The sequence below is a fragment of the Paraperibacillus esterisolvens genome (assembly GCF_046237625.1).
GTDB classification, from domain to species: domain Bacteria; phylum Bacillota; class Bacilli; order Bacillales; family DSM-1321; genus Paraperibacillus; species Paraperibacillus esterisolvens.
In genome coordinates, this window is record NZ_CP143545.1 from 3,207,374 (window position 1) to 3,227,004 (window position 19,631).

Below are 19,631 nucleotides of genomic sequence, written 5' to 3' on the forward strand. Positions count from 1 at the left end.
TCTTCTTAAGGGCTTCCAGCAAGCACCCTTTTCTCTGGAAAGAAGGATCACGGTTGATTGTTGTCCTCGTCATAGCCTTTTATTTATTTTCTTACTTCACCCAGGATCATTTCCTCGAATGATTCAAAGCTGACTGTCTCTGATTTCTGCTCGCCATACTTCCTCACAGTCACAGCGCCCCCGCTGATCTCGTTATCTCCTACTACCAGCATATATGGGATCTTCTGCATTTGTGCTTCACGGATTTTATAGCCAATTTTCTCTTCACGGTGATCCAGCTCCACCCGGAGTCCTTCAGCCTGCAGCTTTTCCTGTACCTCTTTCGCGTAATCCAGATGAACCTCCGGCGAAACTGGGATCACCTGTACCTGTACAGGAGCAAGCCATGTCGGGAATGCGCCTTTGTACTCCTCGATCAAGAAGGCGACAAAGCGCTCCATCGTTGAAACGACGCCGCGGTGAATGACGACCGGCCGGTGCTGCTTGCCATCTTCTCCTACATACGTCAGGTCGAAGCGTTCAGGAAGAAGGAAATCAAGCTGCACGGTGGAAAGTGTTTCGTCTTTTCCAAGCGCTGTCCGGACCTGGACATCGAGCTTTGGACCGTAGAAAGCAGCTTCCCCTTCTGCTTCGAAATAATCGAGTCCCATTTCATCCATGGCTTCCTTCAGCATTGCCTGTGCTTTGTTCCACATTTCATCATCATCATAGTATTTCTCCGTATCCTGTGGATCCCGGTAGGAAAGACGGAATGAATAATCATTAAGATCGAAGTCCTTATAAACAGCGAGCACCAGGTTTACCACACGCTTGAATTCTTCCTTAATTTGATCCGGGCGTACAAAGATATGAGCATCATTAAGAGTCATTCCCCTTACGCGCTGCAGGCCTGATAGTGCACCTGACATTTCATAGCGGTGCATGGTGCCAAGTTCTGCTATTCGGATTGGAAGTTCACGATAACTGTGGATTGCATTTTTATAGACCATCATGTGATGCGGGCAGTTCATCGGCCGGAGCACCAGCTGCTCGTTATCCATATCCATGACCGGGAACATGTCTTCGCGGTAATGATCCCAGTGGCCGGAAGTCTTGTAAAGATCGACGCTTCCCATGATCGGTGTATATACATGGTCATAGCCGAGGCGCACTTCTTTGTCCACAATATAGCGTTCAATGATGCGTCTGATGGTCGCTCCCTTCGGCAGCCAGAGCGGAAGCCCCTGACCGACTTTTTGGGAGTTGGTGAAAAGACTTAATTCTTTCCCCAATTTCCGGTGGTCGCGCTCTTTTGCTTCCTCAAGCAGTCTCAAATGCTCGGCCAGGTCTTCTTTTTTGAAGAAGGCCGTTCCATAAATGCGCTGCAGCATTTTATTATCGCTGCTGCCCCTCCAGTAGGCACCGGCAATGCTCAGCAGCTTGAATTCCTTTATCTTCCCTGTTGAAGGAACATGAACCCCGCGGCAAAGGTCAAAGAATTCACCCTGCCTGTATATGGTCACGGTTTCTGTCTCGGGAATAGCCTGAATCAATTCCAGCTTGTATTCATCCGGGATGTCCTTAAACATTTGCACCGCTTCATCACGGCTGACCTCTTCACGGATGATTTCCAGATTTTCATTGATGATTTTTTTCATTTCTTTCTCAATCAGCGGCAGGTCTTCAGGCGTAAGCGAATCTTCTGAATCCATATCATAGTAAAAGCCGCCTTCAATGACCGGACCGACACCAAGCTTAACGTTCTTATACAGCCTTTTGACAGCCTGTGCCAATAGGTGGGCCGTGCTGTGCCGCATGATCTCCAGTGCATCCTCACTGTCAGGTGTCACTATTTCAATTGACCCGTCTGATTCAACAGGCCTCTTCAAATCATATAGAATGCCGCTTACCTTCCCGGCCAGTGCTTTCTTCTTAAGCCCGGGGCTGATTGAAAAGGCAATTTCTTCGGTTGTTGTCCCTTTCGGAAATTCCTTTACCGCTCCATCCGGAAACGTCAGCTTAATCATTTCAGACATTTTTTCCACTCCTGTTCTTTATGAGGGCGCTATTTTCCCTGCGCCTCCTGGTCCATTTTTGGGTAAATCAAAAAAAGCCCGCCCCTGTATATGCATACAGGGACGAGCTTTATTAACATTTAAGTATAAACCCGCGGTTCCACCCTCGTTTCATTTCCCCGCTGGAAAATGACACTCAGAAACCTTTTAACGGCGGTTCCTCCGTCAGCCATTACTATTCTTTCACGGCTGAAGTTCAAAGGTGGTAAGCATCCTGCCCGTAATAGGAAGATTTCAGCGCTAGTCTTCCCTCTCTAGAAAACGTTGTGAGGATACCCTTATCCTTATCATTACTTTTCAAAATATAACTAATAGTATGTAGCATATTATAGTTTGTTACACATGGAAATGCAAGACCTGCCGATCTTTTTATTTTGCTCCTATTACTGGGCCGGCTGCTCAAAAAAGAGCTGCCGTTCCTTCGCGAATGAGTCCCTTGTTTTCAAGGTGGATCTTTCCTCAAAGATTCTTAGTATAGTCTGAATCAGGCCGTCTTCCATTTTATCCGTATATACAACCAGCTTCTGGGGGGCGATGGATATTAGGGGCGCAATTGTTTTGGAATCTATATAAACCGGATTTTCGGCAAGCAGCCTCCTGTCGACCAGCCTTGAAAGCTCTCCGTTTTCCAGTTTTTTAAAGGACTCATTATAAAAGTGGAGTGCTTCGTCATGAAGGAGGTGAAGTGCCTTCGTTTTCCCGGGCTGCGACAGCATGAACTCCCTTAATGTCTGGATAAAGTCCTGATAATCCTGTTCCATCTTATACTCATCGATGGCCTGCTCAATGAAAGGCATAAGTGATTCAGTGATGCCTTTCAGCCTGAACCTGGCAAACGAGTCGAATGAGAAGGATACATCACTGAGGAGCATCGCCAGCAGATTTTCTGCCAATGTCCGCTGATCCACCACATTGAACAGCTCTTTCTCCCTCCGGTTTTCGATAATTCCCCCGGCAATTTCCACAATCTGATCAATTTCTTCCTGTTCCGCATAAAAAAATTTTGCCTTAATAATATTTTCCATCCATGCGTAGATTTTTGAGGAGATGATAAAGGTATGGATGGCTGCACTCAATGCCTCGATCAGCAGGCTGATTGTCTCATCCTTTACAGCTATGGCCAAACCTGAACCAGGCTTAACATGTATCAGTTCCAGCACTCTGCACCCAAAGTGCCCGTCAGCTATGATTTCAAGTACCTTACGTGCATCGCATTCTTCATCGAAATAAATGAACACCAAATGATATCCCCCCTGACACCGCTTCCTGTCAATATGTATATGGGATAAGCCGGGGGTTTAGAAGCCTTTTGAAATCCGGGAAAAGAAAAAGAAGGTATTCCAGACGTTTGGAATACCCTCTTTTAATTGTTTTTTTGAAAAGCTGTTTTCGTATTTATTGTGGCTATTGAAGATGAAAGTGGATGTCCGCTGCAGGCGCCCGCTTTCCGCTGGGAATAGAGATAAGATCAGGATCCTCTCCGGTTCGCTCCGTCAAGGAGGACAGGTTCGGCTAGATATCGGATGCGCTCCATAATCCGGGCAGCCTTCACTTCTTCGATCTCTCCCCGCTGTGAAACGGTCAAATGGTTTTTAAGCTGATTCAAGTCGAAGTTGGAGGTGAAGAAGGTCGGCAGGTCCTCAAGCATCCGGAACTGAAGGACCGGTCCCAGGACCTCATCCCTTCCCCAGCTGCTCATCGTTTCGGCCCCTATATCATCGAGCATCAAAACAGGTGCCTTCTTAACCATATCCAGTTTTTCAGAAAGTGTATTATCTGAAATCGAGTTTTTAATTTCCCTCATGAAGTCCGGAACATAAATAAGCAGGGAAGAAATTCTCTTTCTGGCCAATTCATTGGCGATGGCGCCCAGAAGATAGGTTTTGCCCACTCCAAATTTCCCATGGAGATAAAGGCCTTTCAGCTTGGTGCCTGGGTTGTAATTTTCGACAAACTCATGCGCCTTTTCCAGCGCGGCCAGCCGCTCCCTTGTATTATAATCATAATCCGCTATAGAGGCAGATAATATTTCCTTAGGAACATACAGGCTCTGAATCAGCTTTTCATGTTTCATTTTTTCATCAGACAGCTCTTTGCGAGGGCATTGGTCATAGCTTACGTCGATATATCCCTTTCTCAGCACGAGGCGAGGATGGTGCTTCGGTACAATATTGATGCAGCCTTCAAGAGATGGGCATTTATTGCATTCCTTGCTTTGAGTGCTGAATTCATATAACTTACCAATGCTTCTTTCTATAATCTCTTCCGTTATAAGCGAACTGTTTTCATTAAGGAAATGCCTGATATCGGGATCCTTCAGCGTCTCTCTCGACAGGGCTGCATATCTTTCCTTGAACTGGCCGCGATTTGCAAGTTTATTCAGTGTGTCATTAATGCGTTCCATGTTCGTTCATTCACCCCCTGTTCTGATATTTCTTCAGCTTCTCTTCAAGCCGTTTTTTTCTTTCTTCCAGGTCGTCGCTTTCCGCACCGGGCAAAGCAGTGCCGGAAGGCGGATCCTGCTGATCCTCCTTCAGCCATTCCGGGACCATCTCGGTCCGGATCGCTTTTTTTGCACCAGGTTTCCTTGTTTTTTTGTCATTTGCCCAGGCTTGATATTGACGGTGCTCACTCTTCGCAAGCTCCATTGCTTCTTTGACTGTTTTAATATCCTTGCGGGCCCAGTGCCCGGCAATTTTTTCTACATATCCCCTTGAGAGCTTCATATCCGACTTCATCATGACATAATCAATCAGCACATTGGCAACTCCCGGAGTCAGACGCTGGTTCAAAAGTACATCTTCTATGATCTGCAGATCGGCTTTAGAGGGCTCAGCTCCTCCTGAAAGATCTATCAGGCGCTGCCTGGGTGATACCTGCTCCAGGTAGGCAATATGCTTTTCTTCATCCGTCCTGGGTTCCAGCATAGTATGAAGCTGAGGAGGCTGGACCTGTGTGCTGAGGCTCGGCAGCTGTTCACTGAATTCAAGCTGATACCAGTCCCTGGCACCCTTACGCAGCTCCTCCAGGTCTATCTCATCATGCTCATTCACAGAATCAAGCACCAGGTTCTTCATATTCAAAGAATCTATTCCGTATAAAAAGGCCAGCTTCCCTATAATTTCCCGGACTTTAGGAGTAAATGCCTTCTTGGGAACAAAGGATTCCTTCAACCCGGCAAATAAAAGGTCAAAGTCAAAGCTCTCGGTAAACCCGCTGATCTCTACGGCTTCCTGCCGGCCGATAAAATTCTGCCCGGGCGGCAGGCTGAGGTCTTCCGCCGATTCGGCGGGGATGTACAAGGATTCACTGTGTCCCGATATAAATATATCCTGAAATGATTTTGTGGCATCTTCATATTCAGCACGCGGTACTGTCCGATCGCTGAAGGATTTCTTCAGTTTCGCAAACTGAAGCTTCCCTACCTTTTTGTAAAGATATACATTCAGCATGCCATCAGTAAAAAAGGCCTGGGGCGTCAAAGGAGGCATCAGCTCGTATATGAATGAATTCTCTTCTTCCCCGGACTTTTTCCAGACTTTAAGAAGCCCTATCCCCTCCAATTTCACACGTGCTGAATAGATTTCCTTCAGGTTGATATCCATCGTTGACATCAGGGCATGGTGAGAGGAGGATTCAGACCAAAGCCTGTTTGCTTCCAATTCACTCTGAAGAGTGAAATACAGACTGGCTGCCACTGGCCCGATCAAAGGCTGGTATAGCAGGGAGATAATTTTCCTGTCATAAGAATGGATCAGGCCGCTCGAGCATACCTCGTACCGGTCTACAGGCAGGATTTGCTGCCAGTGCATTTGCATATGATTCAAACCTTTACTGATAGTATTGGATTAATTTTTGTTTCCTTCACAGAAAAAGAGCTAACATTAAATTTAGCTCCATTGGGAAGGCAGGTATGAAAATCTATTTCTCTTTATTAATTAAATCCCGCAGTTCTTCTATGAATACGTTAATGTCTTTAAATTGACGGTAAACGGAAGCAAACCTCACATAGGCCACTTCATCCACCTCTGCAAGCTTGTCCATTACCATCTCACCAATATCTTCACTCTTGATTTCAGATATCCCTTGATTCCTTAATTCCTTTTCAACATAACGGGTTATATCTTCAAGCTGCTTCAAACTCACCGGCCTTTTCTCACAGGCCTTGATCAGTCCCCTGAGGATCTTATCTGGGCTGAATTCCTCGCGGATGCCTTCTTTTTTTACGACAATCAGAGGAATTTCTTCCACTTTTTCAAAGGTGGTGAAACGATAGTTACACTTCTCGCATTCTCTCCTTCTCCTGATTGAACGGCTTTCGTCAACAGGCCGAGAGTCGAGCACGCGTGTACCATTATACTGGCAATTTGGGCATTTCATGGTCATCAGCTCCGATCGCAACCCCATTCGGCCTGCTGCTTTGGCGAAAGAAAGAACAGCGCCTTTTCGGTGAACATTTCCGTAGTTTTTTTTAATACATTTATCTTATAAAAAAGCCGGCGGCTATACAAGGAAAAGAGAATGGAAATTCGGCCGCCCGTCCTGCAGCCGGGGCTTTCTCAGCCTCTCCCAGACGAAATCAGCTGCAGCCTGCTGTCAAGGGCACTATACAGCGAGACAGCCTGTCTTTTTAGTGCAGGGAAGGACCCAGTCAGCGAAGTCTTTTCTGTCGACAGGATGAAATCCACTGCTGTTTCATTTCCGTGTACCCCGACAATCGTGGCCACCACGAAGGACTGCGGTGAAGAGAGCTCTGCCGATATTTCCCCGTGCTCTTTTGAGACATTGATCAAACGGCACCCATTCATTGTCGAAAACAATTCTTCCACTGCAGAAAAGGCCTTGGATGCGGATGCTTTATAATAATGTGTCCTGAGTTCCGGCAGGCGGTTCTTGTCGCTGGTTTCACATACTTTATTGTATCTCGTTAATATTCCCAATTCTAAACCCCCGCTGTTGATTTTCCTTTAGTTTACCTGTTTTTGCTGTTCTATTCAATTCCAAAGGAAAGCTTATGCTGACAATATATGGAGGTTTCCTTAAGGCGGAATTTCATGGCACTAAAAAAGAGATGTAAGGTCTACATCTCTTGTTTGTATTTATTTTAAAATTAAAGTGCTTTTACCGCTTCCTGCTGGACCTTTACAGGCCCCATTCCGCGCGGCAGCTCTATTTTCTCGATAGTCTGTGCATTCAACGCCTCTGCAATATAATCTGCAGCAATATTCGGATTCATTTCGCCGCAAGTATATACATCAATGCTTGCATAACCATGTTCCGGGAAGCTGTGGATGGTCAGATGGGATTCAGAGATAATGACCACTCCGCTTACACCTTGTGGAGCGAATTTGTGAAAGGCAACCTCGCGCACTTCTGCACCAGATTTAAGTGCAGCATCCACAAAAATTTGTTCAATTTGTTCCATATTGTTCAGTTTCTCGAAATCACAGCCCCAAAGCTCAGAAATTACATGACGACCCATTGTTTCCATGTTCAAGTTTCCCCCTTTAACAAGATTAAATTTCCTAAGTAATTGAACATTAAAAAACAACTACCACGGGGGAAAGTTAGTCCGATGAGGTCCTAACCCTTTAAGTAGCCATCCCTTCATAAGAAGTTCACGAAAAATAGTATACTAATTATCATTTTTTTTTGCAATATATTCTTATTAAAAAAATTCTCCCGGTATCTCAAGCATAGGATTATCTGGCGGACAGGGCCCCTATGAAGGCATTCCGCAGTTGAAAGGTAAATACTGGATTTTTTTGGAATAACTTTTACAGGATGCTCTTTTTACAGAAGCAGCGGTCAGGCAAAAAAGCAGGGACTGCCCTGGCGGGCAGCCCCTGTTCTTACATATATCCCGCACATGCGGACGGTTCGATCAACCCATTATCAGCCAGCCTTTACCTTAAGCCTGGCATTCATCTCTGCGGCGACAAGCTTCGCCAGGTCTACCACCCTGCATGAATAGCCCCATTCATTGTCATACCATGCCAGCACTTTTACTTTGCTGTCTCCGATCACCATAGTAGATAAACCATCAATGATGGCCGAATGGGGATCCGTATTAAAGTCGATGGACACCAATGGCTCCATGGTGAATCCCAAAATGCCATTAAGAGGGCCGTCTGCGGCTTCAGCAAGCGCCCTGTTCACTTGTTCGGCAGTAATATCGCTTTTCAGATCAACCACCAGGTCGACGAGGGATACATTTGGCGTAGGCACCCGCAGTGCCATTCCATGCAGCTTCCCCTTTAAATGCGGGAGAACGCTTGATAAGGCTTTAGCGGCACCGGTTGTGGTAGGGACAATGCTTTGGCCGCACGCTCTTGCCCGGCGCAGGTCTTTATGCGGGTTATCTATATTCTTTTGGTCATTGGTATATGCATGAATCGTAGTCATTAAACCGTTTTCAATTCCAAACTGCTCATCCAGAACCTTCACGAGCGGCGCAAGGCAGTTCGTCGTACAGGACGCATTTGAGATGATATCATGCTCGCTTATGTTGAGCGCATCCTCGTTGACGCCCATAACGATCGTCACATCCTCATTCTTGCCGGGCGCAGTCAGGATAACCTTTGATGCACCTGCTTCAAGATGGGCTGCAGCCTTTTCACGGGAATTGAATTTACCAGTCGCTTCGATGACTATATCTATTCCAAGCTCCCTCCATGGAAGCATTTTAGGATCACGATTGTTAAGAAGCATGACTTGTCTGCCATTCACATTCAGTGAATCCGGTCCCGCTGTCACCTCTCCTTCAAATCTTCCGTGCGTTGTATCATACTTAATCAGGTGTGCCAGGGTTTCTGCCGGATAGCTGGCATTGACAGCTACTATGTCAAGATCATCCTGCAGTATCGCCTTCCTGAACACCATTCTCCCTATTCTCCCGAATCCATTGATAGCAACTCTAGCCTTCATAAATATGGCTCCCTCCGAATTAAGTTATACTTTTTGTTGTATTTGATACAATTAGTATAACATATATGATCAGTGAGGTGATAATAAAAACCGTTTTTTTTATTTCATTCTCCCATAAATTTTCTGCATGCTTAACAGCATATGTTAATAAAATCGTCTGCCAATATGCCGTTATTTTAATCAGTAATATGGGCTGTCGCTAACGAATGATTACTCCCTCTCCAGGCGGCCTGCCTGTGCGGGGCTGGCGTGCCTTGTCACGGAAGCGTAAGCCAGGATAGGCAGCAGATGTGTTATCTCTCCCAGCCATGCAAAGAAGCGGTGTAAGCCGTCAGGAATGCCGGCAAGAAAAATGAAATTACCATCCAGCTGCAAAGACTTATGAATACATACCGTTTCACATTTTTCCTTAGAAAAAAGCCCTGGACATTGTCCAGGACCATTCTTTTAGATGATATCCCACTCCCGGAGGAGCTTTTGCACCTGTTTTTTCGTTTCTTCACGGCTGCCTTCATTATCGATCACCGCGTCAGCCAATGTCTTTTTTTCTCTCAGCGGCATCTGTGACGCAATCCGTGCTTCCGCTTCTTCCTTTGAAAAAGAATTTCTTGCCATCAGACGGGCCAGCTGTGTTAATTCGTTTACATAAACAAGAATTACTGCATCAACCATATAACCTAGCCTGCTTTCAAACAGGAGCGGGATATCCATGAAAACCGTTTTTTCTCCGCGGAGGAAGGCTTTAGCCTTCTGTTCCTCCATCCACGTCCTGACAGCCGGATGGACGAAGCTGTTAAGCTTCAGCCGCTCTCCCTCGTCATTGAAAATGACAGCGCCAAGCCTTGGCCGGTCAATGGTCCCGTTATCTGCCAGGATATCCGGGCCAAAATGTTCTACAATCTGTTCAAAAGCAGCCTGACCCGGCTCCACTACGATTCTCGCTGCGGCATCGGCATCTATTACGGTGAAGCCAAGCTCCCTGATATATCCGCTTACCGTACTCTTACCGCTTGCTATGCCGCCGGTGATGCCAATGACCTTTTTCATCGCAAGTCTCCTTTGTTCTACTGTCTGCCAATGTGATTACGGAGCTGTTTCAGCAGGCTGGCAGGACGGGCAGATATGTGTGCCCCTACCTCCGACAGTCAGCTTCATCAGCGGTGTACTGCACGCCTTGCAGTTTTCACCTTTTCTTCCATATACATTTAAATCAAGCTGGAAGGATCCGATTTTTCCCTGTGAGTTAACATAGGTCCTGATCGTGCTCCCGCCTTTTTCAATTGCCTCTGCCAGGGTCTCTGTAATTTCTTTATGGAGCCTGCTTATTTCATCGGGACGAAGCCCCGATGCTGTCCGTTCTGGATGAATCCCCGCCCTGAAGAGGGCTTCATCTACATAAATATTGCCGATTCCGACCACCACATTCTGGTCGAGCAGGACGGGCTTGATTTTACGCTGGGTCCTGGCAAGCCTTTGACCCAAATATACCGGGGTAAAATCCGGGGACAAGGGTTCCGGTCCCAGATTCTTCAAGGGCGGGCTGTTGAATTCTTCCCCTTTTTTATACAAGTGCATCGTCCCGAATTTCCTCACATCCCTGTACCTCAGCTGCGAACCATCGGTAAACAAAAACAGGACATGCGTGTGCTTGTCATATGATTCTTCCCCTGGATAAAGTCCGTATTTCCCCTCCATCCGCAGATGGGAGACAAGGGCATAATCGTCCAGATAAAACAGAAGGAACTTGCCTCTCCTGCAGACCGCTGATATTGTCTGGCCCTTCAAAGCATCGATAAAGACATCAGGCTCCTCGGGCGCCTTTATGATCTTCGGCCAATGAATCGTAATATCTTCTATGGTTTTGCCGATTACCAGCTCTTCTAATGTCCGCCTTACTGTTTCCACCTCTGGAAGCTCGGGCATGTTACAGTCCCCCTTTTATTTAGCATCAAACCAAGTAGGACCGTAAGCGTAGTCCACTTTTAGAGGCACATTCAATTCCACTGCATTCTCCATTTCCTCAGGCACAATTTTCATAAGGATCTCCAGCTCCTCAGGCGGGGCCTCAAAGATCAATTCATCATGCACCTGGAGCAGCAGCCGTGTTTGGAGCTTTTCGTCCTTAAGCCTCTCACTCATGTTGATCATCGCTTTTTTTATAATATCGGCAGCCGTCCCCTGTATCGGTGTATTCATCGCTGTCCTCTCCGCGAAGCTTCGGATATTGAAGTTACGGCTGGTTATTTCAGGTATATATCGCCTGCGGTGGAGAAGAGTTGTGACAAACCCTTTTTCCTTCGCCTCCTGAATGCTGTCAGCCATATAATCCTTTACCCTTGGATAGCTGTCCAGGTAACGGTCGATGAACTCTCCCGCTTCCTTCCTTGTAATGCCAAGGCTCTGTGACAGACCGTAATCACTTATTCCGTAGACAATGCCAAAATTAACTGCCTTTGCATGGCGGCGCATATTGGCAGTCACTTCTTCCTGCGCAACATGAAAGACATCCATGGCTGTCTTTGTATGAATATCCATTCCCTTATGAAATGCGGAGCTGAGTCCCTCATCGTCAGATATATGGGCAAGCACCCTCAATTCAATCTGTGAGTAATCGGCTGCAAAAATGATCCAGTCCTTTTCAGATGGAACAAAGGCCTGTCTCAGCTTCCTGCCTTCCTCAAGGCGGATCGGGATATTCTGCAGATTGGGATCCGTCGAGCTCAGTCTGCCGGTTTGTGTGAGAGCCTGGTTGAAGCGGGTATGCACTTTATCTGATTCCGGGTCCATCACCTTCAGCAGTCCTTCGATGTATGTGGACTGAATTTTCCCAAGCTGTCTGTAATGCAGGATTTCCCGGACGATCTCATGCTTGGTCTCCAGCTTTTCCAGCACATCTGCCGACGTGCTGTAACCGGTCTTGGTCTTTTTGGCAGAAGGGAGCTGAAGCTTGTCGAATAAAATGGTTCCAAGCTGTTTGGGAGAGTTGATATTGAACGCTTCCCCAGCCAGTTCGAAGATTTTTGTCTCAATCACTCCCAGCCGTTCAGATATTTCACTGCCCATCTGATGAAGCCTGTCCCGATCGATTTTTACTCCCTGCAGCTCCATTTCAGCAAGTATGAAGGACAGCGGCAGCTCAAGTTCCTTGAAAAGGCTGTACTGGCTGTTTTCCTTAAGGGCATGGATGATCGGGTCCGATAGGTTTTCAATTGCCTTGGCCTTCCGCACAAGATGGGCTGCAAGCAGTATTTCCTCCGGAACCCTCCTTTTTGCCCCTTTGCCGTAAAAGGATTCGTCTGACTGGATTTGTTTATATTGATGCCTTCCAGCTATCTCTGCTATGTCCACAGAGCTTTCTGCAGGATTCAGGATATAAGAGGCGATTAAAAGGTCGAACACGATACCTTTTAATTCAATTCCCTTCCGTCCAAGGCTTACGATGGACAGCTTGGCATCATAGACGGACTTTTTCCTGCCTGGATCTGCGGCCCATTCCTTAAACTCCCGAGAGGAACAGGCGAGCTCCGCCGGTATAAAGAAGTTTCCTTTTTCATTCACCAGTGATATTCCGGTTATTTCTGTGCGGCTGTAGTTTTCCCCCAGGATTTCAACATAGAGGGTATTATCATCAGCAAAGATATCATTTGAAATGCTCTCAACAACCTTCACTTCAATGTCTTCCATTTCCTCTGCCTCTGCAGATTCACCCGGTTCCATCTTTTCCAGGAGGGAGTTGAAGCCGAGCTCTTTATACAGACGGATAACCTTTTCTTCAGCCGGCCCTGAGTATTTAATTTCTTCCAGTGTAATGCCGACCGGGGCTTCACGGGTTATAGTTGCCAGCTCCTTGGAGAGTACTGCCAGGTCTTTGTTCTCCTCGATTTTCTCCTGAAGCTTTTTGCCGCTGATTTCGGATACTGACTCAAGGACCTTTTCCACAGAACCAAATTGCTGCAGCAGTTTTAGGGCGGTTTTTTCCCCTACCCCGGGAATTCCTGGTATGTTATCGGATGGGTCGCCCATCAGACCCTTGAGATCGATGATCTGATTTGGAGCGAGACCATACTTTTCTTCTATATGCCCTGGAGTATATTCTTCAATTTCCGTGATTCCCTTTCTCGTAATACTGACAGTGGTCTTATCTGAGGAAAGCTGGGTCAAATCTTTATCCCCTGAAATAATCTTGACGTCAAAGCCTTCCTGCTCAGCCTGGAGGCTCAGGGTGCCGATGATGTCATCCGCTTCATAATTCTCCAGTTCATAACGGGAAATTTGATAGGCATCGAGCAATTCACGAATGAATGGAAACTGCTCTGAGAGCTCCGGCGGGGTCTTCTGCCTGCCTCCTTTATATTCGGTGAAGGCTGCATGCCTGAAGGTCGTCTTCCCCGCGTCAAAGGCCACCAGCATATGGGTCGGCTTCTCTTCCTCAAGAATTCTTGAAAGCATCATGGTAAATCCGTAGATTGCATTCGTATGTACACCTTTATTGTTATTCAATAGCGGAAGGGCAAAAAAGGCGCGGTAGGCAATGCTGTTTCCGTCTATCAGTACTAGTTTCTTTTCCAATGAACGTTTCCTCCTCCTAAAAACAGACTTTATAAATATGGGCTGATTCACTATATGCAATGGTTTAAAAACACAAAAAAGCCGTTTGATTCTCCTTTATTCTATCATGTGAGAGATAGGAAAGAAAAATAACGGCATGATTCCTATTACAAAGGGCGAAGAGGCGAAAACGGGGTAGTTTTCGCCTCTTCTAATGGCTCCCTGGATGAAGGGGTCTTTCACAATTTATTCTAATATCTCTTTGTAAAGGGAGATATGCGGTATTGTAAAAGTATTGTAAATGCACAGCCTTCACCCGGAACCTTTATCTTCTTTTAAGTGTTTATGGAATTCGACCGTGAATTCTGTGCCTCTGCCTGCTTCGCTTTCAACCTGGAGAATCCCTTTATGCGCCTCTACCAAATGTTTTACGATCGCAAGTCCAAGGCCCGTGCCTCCCGAATTCCTGCTTCTGGCCTTATCAATCCGGTAGAATCGTTCAAATATACGCGGAAGCTCTTCCTTCGCAATTCCGATTCCTGTATCCTTCACGCTCAGCCTGGCCGCCTCCCTGCTTTCGGAAAGAGATACCGTCACCTCCCCGCCTGCAGGTGTGTAAGCAATCGCATTGCTCACCAGGTTGATGACTATCTGCTTTATGCGGAAACTGTCTCCGTCTATCATCAGCGGCTTTAAGAGAGACGGGAAGGTGAGCTTGATTTCTTTCTCAGCCGCCCTTTGTTCAAAAATCGCGATAGTCTCCTGCAGAAGCTTATTCAGATCCACCTTTTGTATGGACAGGGAGAAGCCCTGCTGTTCAATTTTCGATAAATCAAGAAGTTCCTGGATGAGCGTCTGCATCCTGTCGCTTTCTTTAAGCACAATTCCAAGGAAGTGCTTCAGGAACTTCTCATTATGCAGAGCGCCGTCAAGGAGTGTTTCTGTAAATCCTTTAATGGAAGTGATGGGTGTCTTGAGCTCATGAGAGACATTTGCCACAAAATCCTTCCGTACCTGTTCCAGCTTTTTCAGTCCCGTTATGTCATGGAACACAAGCAGAATGCCCTTCCATTCATCATGATTCCCTATGATCGGTGCACCGTATATCTCAAAATAGCGCATCTCCAGATTAAGCGGGAGAATAAGCTGTTTTTTAATGCTTTGCTCCATCATGAAAATATTCTCTATCATCTGGATGACTTCTTTATGCTCTATCACCTCATAATAAAGGCGATATAGGAAGAATGAAGGATTCACATTGAAAGTCTGCCTGTAGGTTTTATTGATCAGGGTGATAGCACCTCTGCTGTCGATGAGCAGGACACCGCTGCCCATGTTTTCAACCAGTGTGCCAAGCCTGTCCTGCTGCATTTCCCTGTGTTCTTCCATCTCCTGAAGGTTCCGGGCGAGAATGTTGATAGAATTTGAGAGCATTCCAGTTTCAAAGGAATTCTCCTCGTAAGTGCGTACTTTATAGTTTCCTTTCGCCAGTTCGATAGCTGCCTTTGTCGCCGCTTCTATTGGCTTGGTGTAGCGGGACGTTATCGTCGCAGCAAGCACCAGGATGACAATTAGAGCGGTCCCCAGACTGAATGCAAGGATAAGCCACATCTTTTGGCTTGCTTTCTGCAGGATATCCAGCTGATTGCTTAAAACGACAAAAGCATGACCGCTGCCTGTCCTCAGCTTCTTCCAATAATAATGCTGCTCATACTTTCCTTCAGTAACATCGTAGCCTTCATTCGGCTCACTCCCGCCGGAATGGGTTCGCGCAATGCTTCGTATGGCATCATCGTGGATTTTCCTGTTTTTTGCTGAAAGATCTGATGTGCTGAACAAAATATCCCCGTCCTGGTCTGCAATCGTAATATTGGAATCCAGTATCTCAATCAGCTTGTCGACTTTCCCGCTTGCTATGGCAGCTTCGACTCCCTGATTTTCCTTAATATACTGCGAAACGAATTTGGTTTCCTTTTGCAGCCGGTCATTGAATGTATCTATGTAATAATCCTTAAAAAGCTGGCCAAGGACAATTCCCAGTCCCAAAAATACCCCCAGCAATAGGATCACTAATGCAAAAAAGAGCCCCGAGCGGTAACGGCTCATTCTCCCTTTGGCTCCTCGAGCTTATACCCAAGCCCCCTGATGGTTTTTATATACAGAGGCTTCTTAGTATTGGTTTCTATCTTATCCCTTAAATGGCTGATATGGACATCAACGATTCTCGTGTCTCCCGCAAAGTCATAGTTCCAGACGGCGCTCAGCAGCTGGTCCCTTGTCAGTACTCTGCCTTTATGTTTAGCAAGATATAGTAATAACTCGAATTCCTTCGGAGTCAATTCCAGCTGATTTCCTTCAAAGTACGCTTCATAGCGTTCAGGAAATATCTTCAGGTCCCCCATCTTTAAGAGGTCCCCTTCATCGCCCGAAGTCTGATCTCCTGCTTCAGCCTGGAACTGGGATCTTCGCAATATAGCCTTGATTCTGGCGATCACTTCGCGCGGACTGAACGGTTTGGTCAAGTAATCATCCGCCCCAAGCTCAAGTCCGAGCACCTTATCAAACTCATCGTCCTTGGCTGTAAGCATAAGAATCGGTACATTGAGCTTTTGCTGCCGCAGCTGTTTACAAACCTCCAGGCCGTCCATTTCAGGCAGCATGAGATCAAGAATGACAAGGTCAGGTGTTTCCTCAACGGCTTTCTTGACTCCCTCCCTGCCATCCATTGCAGTTACAACTTCAAAACCAGCCTGTTCAAGATTGTATTGAAGGAGAGTAACTATTGATTCTTCATCATCTACCACCAGTACTTTTTTGCTCATAGATTCCTCCCAAAGAAAATAGATTCCCCTTATCCATTATGTGAGCCAGTTCTACACTCCTTATTATAATCAATTATTTATAAACTACAATAATGGAACAGAAAGAGAGTTTTTGGAAGAGTAATCAAAATTTCTATAAAGAACTCCATGTATAAGAACAAACATGAGTTTTCTAATCCGGAGCCCATGCCTGGAAATGAACCGGACAATAGCAGCAGGAAAAAATAAGGCGGTGGAAAGGGCATGGCGCAGCCAAGTATGCCGAATAGTTAAATGATGTTTACACCCGGCTGAGGAATCCGCATAGCTATGGAAAAACGGCAGAGAAAAAGCCCTGAAAGAATTTCTTCTCCCGGGCTCTGCTATTAAAAATTCTCCAGCGCACTCCCATCCGTTCCGTCACGGTATTCTGGAGGGCAGACAGTGAAAGACCCCTCAACCGCAAGTTCGTCAGCTTCGTTCTCTCCCTGGACTGATATGGTCACGGTCTTTCTTGCATAATCTACATCCGCAACTTCCAGAAGGAATTTCACTGTCCCGTAATGGAAGATTGGTTTATGGAAATTCAGTTCCTGCTTCAGGATGTGACTTCCCGGACCCGGAAGATATTTTGACACAGCCGCTGTCAGGATGCCGGTAAGCATGATAGTCGGCACTATCGGTTTCTTGAATTTTGTCTGTGATGCATAGTCATGCTGGATGAATAAAGGGTTTGCATCATTCGTCAATCCCAGATACAATAACAGATCTTTGTCTTCTATCTTTTCTGTGAGCGTCAGCTTTTCGCCAGCCTTGATTTCCTCTATGCTTCTTCCCAGTTTTCTTTTCTTCCCAAGCAGCATGATACACAAACGACCTCCACCCATTTAGGTTTTATATCTGTAATAAAAGGTATGAAAAAGGGATTGGCTGTATGATTCTGGATCTGCAAGCCAATCCCTTTAATGTTTTCCTATCATATGAAAATTAAACTAGAACATCCATCACATTGCGGACAGAATCTGCAGACTTTTGAAGGGCCGCCTTTTCGTCTTCTGTAAGCTCAAGTTCGAAAATCTTCTCGATTCCATCTGCGCCAAGCACTGTAGGAACACCAAGGTAGATTCCTTCAAATCCGTACTCTCCCTCAAGGTAGGCGATTGTCGGCAGGACCCTGCGCTGGTCTTTCAGGATGGCTTCTGTCATCTCCACAAGGGAAGCAGCAGGTGCATAATAGGCACTACCGTTTCCTAGAAGGTTAACGATTTCAGCCCCGCCTTTGCGGGTCCGATCCACAATCTCATCAAGCCGTTCCTTTGAAATCAGTGTATCCAACGGGATTCCGCCGGCATACGAATAGCGTACAAGCGGAACCATATCATCCCCATGACCCCCAAGGACGAACCCTGTCACATCTTTTACAGAAAGATTAAGCTCCTGGGCTATGAATGTACGGAAGCGCGCAGTATCCAGGACTCCGGATTGGCCGATTACCCGGTTCTTCGGAAACCCTGATTCTTTGAAGACAGTATAAGTCATTGCATCAACCGGATTAGTAAGTACGATAATCGTTGAGTTTGGAGAATATTTAACAATCTCGCCTGTTACGGATTTCATAACCTTTTGGTTCGTCTGAACCAAATCATCACGGCTCATCCCTGGTTTACGTGCTATCCCTGCTGTGATGATGACGATATCTGAATCCCTTGTATCTTCGTAATTGGCTGTACCAGTTACATTGGCATCAAAGCCTTGGACAGGTCCTGCCTGGAGCATATCCAGTGCTTTCCCTTTAACCGGATTTTCAGCCTGCGGGATGTCAACTAATACAACGTCACCCAATTCCTTCTGGGCAAGCAGGAATGCAGTTGTGGCACCAGTGAAGCCTCCGCCGATTACAGAAATCTTCTTGCGTCTGAAAGTCATATCTTTTTCCTCCTCGATTCTTACTTATATACAAAGAAGCTGGCAGGGAAAAAACCCCCGCCAACACTCCGGCTGTTACCCCAGGTTCTTGATAAGCTCATCTGCAAACTCTGAGCATTTCACTTCTGTTGCTCCATCCATCAGGCGGGCAAAATCATAAGTGACAACTTTAGAAGAAATAGTCTGTTCAACAGATTTGATGACCAGGTTCGCTGCTTCATTCCAGCCCAGGTGTTCAAGCATGAGTACACCGGAAAGAAGTACGGATGAAGGATTCACCTTATCCTGACCTGCATATTTAGGTGCAGTTCCATGAGTGGCTTCGAAGATGGCATGGCCGGATTCATAGTTGATGTTCGCTCCAGGAGCGATTCCGATTCCGCCAACCTGTGCAGCCAGGGCATCAGAAATGTAATCACCGTTCAGGTTCATCGTTGCCACGACATCGAATTCTTTCGGGCGTGTAAGGATCTGCTGAAGGAAGATATCAGCAATGGAATCCTTGATGATGATTTTGCCTGCAGCTTCTGCTTCAGACTGAGCCTTATTCGCAGCTTCCGTCCCGTCTGATTCTTTCAGGCGGTCATACTGTGCCCATGTGAATACCTTATCGCCGAATTCCTTTTCAGCTAATTCATAACCCCAGTTTTTGAAGGCGCCTTCCGTGAACTTCATGATGTTGCCTTTGTGGACAAGAGTTACCGATTTACGGCCTTCCTTGATTGCATAGTTGATGGCAGCGCGCACAAGGCGTTCCGTTCCTTCTTGGGATACAGGCTTGATACCGATGCCGGAAGTTTCAGGGAAACGGATTTTGTTTACTCCCATTTCATCTTTTAGGAACTGAATCAATTTCTTGACTTCATCTGAGCCTTCCTGATATTCGATTCCCGCATAGATATCCTCTGTGTTTTCACGGAAGATGACCATGTCGGTATCTTCAGGGCGTTTGACTGGAGAAGGAACTCCATCGAAATAGCGCACAGGACGCAGGCATACAAAAAGGTCAAGCTCCTGGCGGAGCGCAACATTCAGTGAGCGGATTCCTCCGCCTACTGGAGTTGTAAGAGGTCCTTTGATTGCGATTATGTATTCGCGGATTACATCAAGGGTTTCTGCAGGAAGCCATTCGCCTGTCTGGTTAAAAGCCTTTTCACCAGCCAATACTTCCTTCCATTCAATTTTCTTTTCTCCGTTATATGCCTTCTCAACCGCAGCTTCCAATACGCGGGAAGCCGCCGCCCAGATATCAGGACCGATTCCGTCTCCTTCGATAAAAGGAATGACCGGATTATTAGGCACTTTCAGTGTACCGTTCTCGACAGTGATTTTTTGACCTTGAGTCATTTTAAATTCCCCCATTTTCATAAAATCG

General features: G+C 46.3%; 16 protein-coding genes and 2 other annotated features (1 of these 18 cut by a window edge). All 16 genes read right to left on the bottom strand.

The features are described 5' to 3' along the window. Positions 1–82, bottom strand: a binding site (T-box leader); it reaches 140 nt to the left of the window's first position. Position 83: 1 nt separating this feature from the next. Then, positions 84–2,015 (bottom strand): threonine--tRNA ligase, encoded by a 1,932-nt coding sequence (gene thrS / locus V1501_RS16230; protein WP_409289716.1) that lies wholly within the window; start codon positions 2,013–2,015, stop codon positions 84–86. A 95-nt stretch (positions 2,016–2,110) separates the two neighbouring features. Beyond that, positions 2,111–2,354: a binding site (T-box leader), on the bottom strand. 83 nt (positions 2,355–2,437) lie between these two features. Further along, positions 2,438–3,292: a sporulation protein YtxC gene (gene ytxC, locus V1501_RS16235; protein WP_409293414.1), complete on the bottom strand. Its 855-nt coding sequence runs from the start codon at positions 3,290–3,292 to the stop codon at positions 2,438–2,440. Positions 3,293–3,522: 230 nt separating this feature from the next. Further along, positions 3,523–4,458: a primosomal protein DnaI gene (dnaI, locus tag V1501_RS16240; RefSeq protein ID WP_409289718.1), complete on the bottom strand. Its 936-nt coding sequence runs from the start codon at positions 4,456–4,458 to the stop codon at positions 3,523–3,525. A 10-nt stretch (positions 4,459–4,468) separates the two neighbouring features. After that, a complete protein-coding gene (locus tag V1501_RS16245) occupies positions 4,469–5,872 on the bottom strand; it encodes a replication initiation and membrane attachment family protein (protein ID WP_409289720.1) in 1,404 nt (467 codons plus the stop codon). Positions 5,873–5,975: 103 nt separating this feature from the next. After that, positions 5,976–6,434 carry a transcriptional regulator NrdR gene (gene nrdR / locus V1501_RS16250; RefSeq protein ID WP_409293415.1) on the bottom strand — a complete coding sequence of 153 codons (459 nt, stop codon included), beginning with the start codon at positions 6,432–6,434 and terminating at the stop codon, positions 5,976–5,978. Positions 6,435–6,613: 179 nt separating this feature from the next. Next, positions 6,614–6,994: a hypothetical protein gene (locus tag V1501_RS16255; protein ID WP_409289721.1), complete on the bottom strand. Its 381-nt coding sequence runs from the start codon at positions 6,992–6,994 to the stop codon at positions 6,614–6,616. A 170-nt stretch (positions 6,995–7,164) separates the two neighbouring features. Beyond that, complete coding sequence (speD, locus tag V1501_RS16260) at positions 7,165–7,545, bottom strand: adenosylmethionine decarboxylase (protein ID WP_409289722.1); 381 nt, start codon at positions 7,543–7,545, stop codon at positions 7,165–7,167. 404 nt (positions 7,546–7,949) lie between these two features. Beyond that, entirely contained in the window at positions 7,950–8,981 is a 1,032-nt protein-coding gene (locus V1501_RS16265; protein ID WP_409289724.1) for a glyceraldehyde-3-phosphate dehydrogenase, read from the bottom strand. Between the two features lie 447 nt (positions 8,982–9,428). Continuing rightward, positions 9,429–10,028: a dephospho-CoA kinase gene (coaE, locus tag V1501_RS16270; RefSeq protein ID WP_409289725.1), complete on the bottom strand. Its 600-nt coding sequence runs from the start codon at positions 10,026–10,028 to the stop codon at positions 9,429–9,431. Between the two features lie 36 nt (positions 10,029–10,064). Next, a complete protein-coding gene (gene mutM, locus V1501_RS16275) occupies positions 10,065–10,904 on the bottom strand; it encodes a DNA-formamidopyrimidine glycosylase (protein WP_409289727.1) in 840 nt (279 codons plus the stop codon). A 15-nt stretch (positions 10,905–10,919) separates the two neighbouring features. Next, complete coding sequence (gene polA / locus V1501_RS16280; protein WP_409289729.1) at positions 10,920–13,550, bottom strand: DNA polymerase I; 2,631 nt, start codon at positions 13,548–13,550, stop codon at positions 10,920–10,922. Between the two features lie 291 nt (positions 13,551–13,841). Then, positions 13,842–15,635: a two-component system histidine kinase PnpS gene (gene pnpS, locus V1501_RS16285; protein ID WP_409289730.1), complete on the bottom strand. Its 1,794-nt coding sequence runs from the start codon at positions 15,633–15,635 to the stop codon at positions 13,842–13,844. Then, positions 15,632–16,351: a response regulator transcription factor gene (locus V1501_RS16290; RefSeq protein ID WP_409289732.1), complete on the bottom strand. Its 720-nt coding sequence runs from the start codon at positions 16,349–16,351 to the stop codon at positions 15,632–15,634. The genes pnpS and V1501_RS16290 overlap by 4 nt, the downstream gene beginning before the upstream one ends. Before the next feature lie 365 nt (positions 16,352–16,716). Then, positions 16,717–17,193 (bottom strand): MaoC/PaaZ C-terminal domain-containing protein, encoded by a 477-nt coding sequence (locus V1501_RS16295; RefSeq protein WP_409293416.1) that lies wholly within the window; start codon positions 17,191–17,193, stop codon positions 16,717–16,719. Between the two features lie 124 nt (positions 17,194–17,317). Next, positions 17,318–18,256 (bottom strand): malate dehydrogenase, encoded by a 939-nt coding sequence (mdh, locus tag V1501_RS16300; protein WP_409289733.1) that lies wholly within the window; start codon positions 18,254–18,256, stop codon positions 17,318–17,320. Positions 18,257–18,331: 75 nt separating this feature from the next. Further along, on the bottom strand, positions 18,332–19,603 hold the full coding sequence (icd, locus tag V1501_RS16305; protein ID WP_409289735.1) for an NADP-dependent isocitrate dehydrogenase: 1,272 nt from the start codon (positions 19,601–19,603) through the stop codon (positions 18,332–18,334). Positions 19,604–19,631 lie beyond the last annotated feature (28 nt).

Bases quoted from the DNA above. Each gene is read 5' to 3' on its own strand.
- nrdR (WP_409293415.1), bottom strand. From the start codon at position 6,434: ATGAAATGCCCAAATTGCCAGTATAATGGTACACGCGTGCTCGACTCT.
- pnpS (WP_409289730.1), bottom strand. From the start codon at position 15,635: ATGAGCCGTTACCGCTCGGGGCTCTTTTTTGCATTAGTGATCCTATTG.
- mdh (WP_409289733.1), bottom strand. From the start codon at position 18,256: ATGACTTTCAGACGCAAGAAGATTTCTGTAATCGGCGGAGGCTTCACT.
- coaE (WP_409289725.1), bottom strand. From the start codon at position 10,028: ATGAAAAAGGTCATTGGCATCACCGGCGGCATAGCAAGCGGTAAGAGT.
- V1501_RS16245 (WP_409289720.1), bottom strand. From the start codon at position 5,872: ATGCAAATGCACTGGCAGCAAATCCTGCCTGTAGACCGGTACGAGGTA.
- speD (WP_409289722.1), bottom strand. From the start codon at position 7,545: ATGGAAACAATGGGTCGTCATGTAATTTCTGAGCTTTGGGGCTGTGAT.
- dnaI (WP_409289718.1), bottom strand. From the start codon at position 4,458: ATGGAACGCATTAATGACACACTGAATAAACTTGCAAATCGCGGCCAG.
- V1501_RS16295 (WP_409293416.1), bottom strand. From the start codon at position 17,193: ATGCTGCTTGGGAAGAAAAGAAAACTGGGAAGAAGCATAGAGGAAATC.
- V1501_RS16265 (WP_409289724.1), bottom strand. From the start codon at position 8,981: ATGAAGGCTAGAGTTGCTATCAATGGATTCGGGAGAATAGGGAGAATG.
- icd (WP_409289735.1), bottom strand. From the start codon at position 19,603: ATGACTCAAGGTCAAAAAATCACTGTCGAGAACGGTACACTGAAAGTG.
- thrS (WP_409289716.1), bottom strand. From the start codon at position 2,015: ATGTCTGAAATGATTAAGCTGACGTTTCCGGATGGAGCGGTAAAGGAA.
- V1501_RS16290 (WP_409289732.1), bottom strand. From the start codon at position 16,351: ATGAGCAAAAAAGTACTGGTGGTAGATGATGAAGAATCAATAGTTACT.
- mutM (WP_409289727.1), bottom strand. From the start codon at position 10,904: ATGCCCGAGCTTCCAGAGGTGGAAACAGTAAGGCGGACATTAGAAGAG.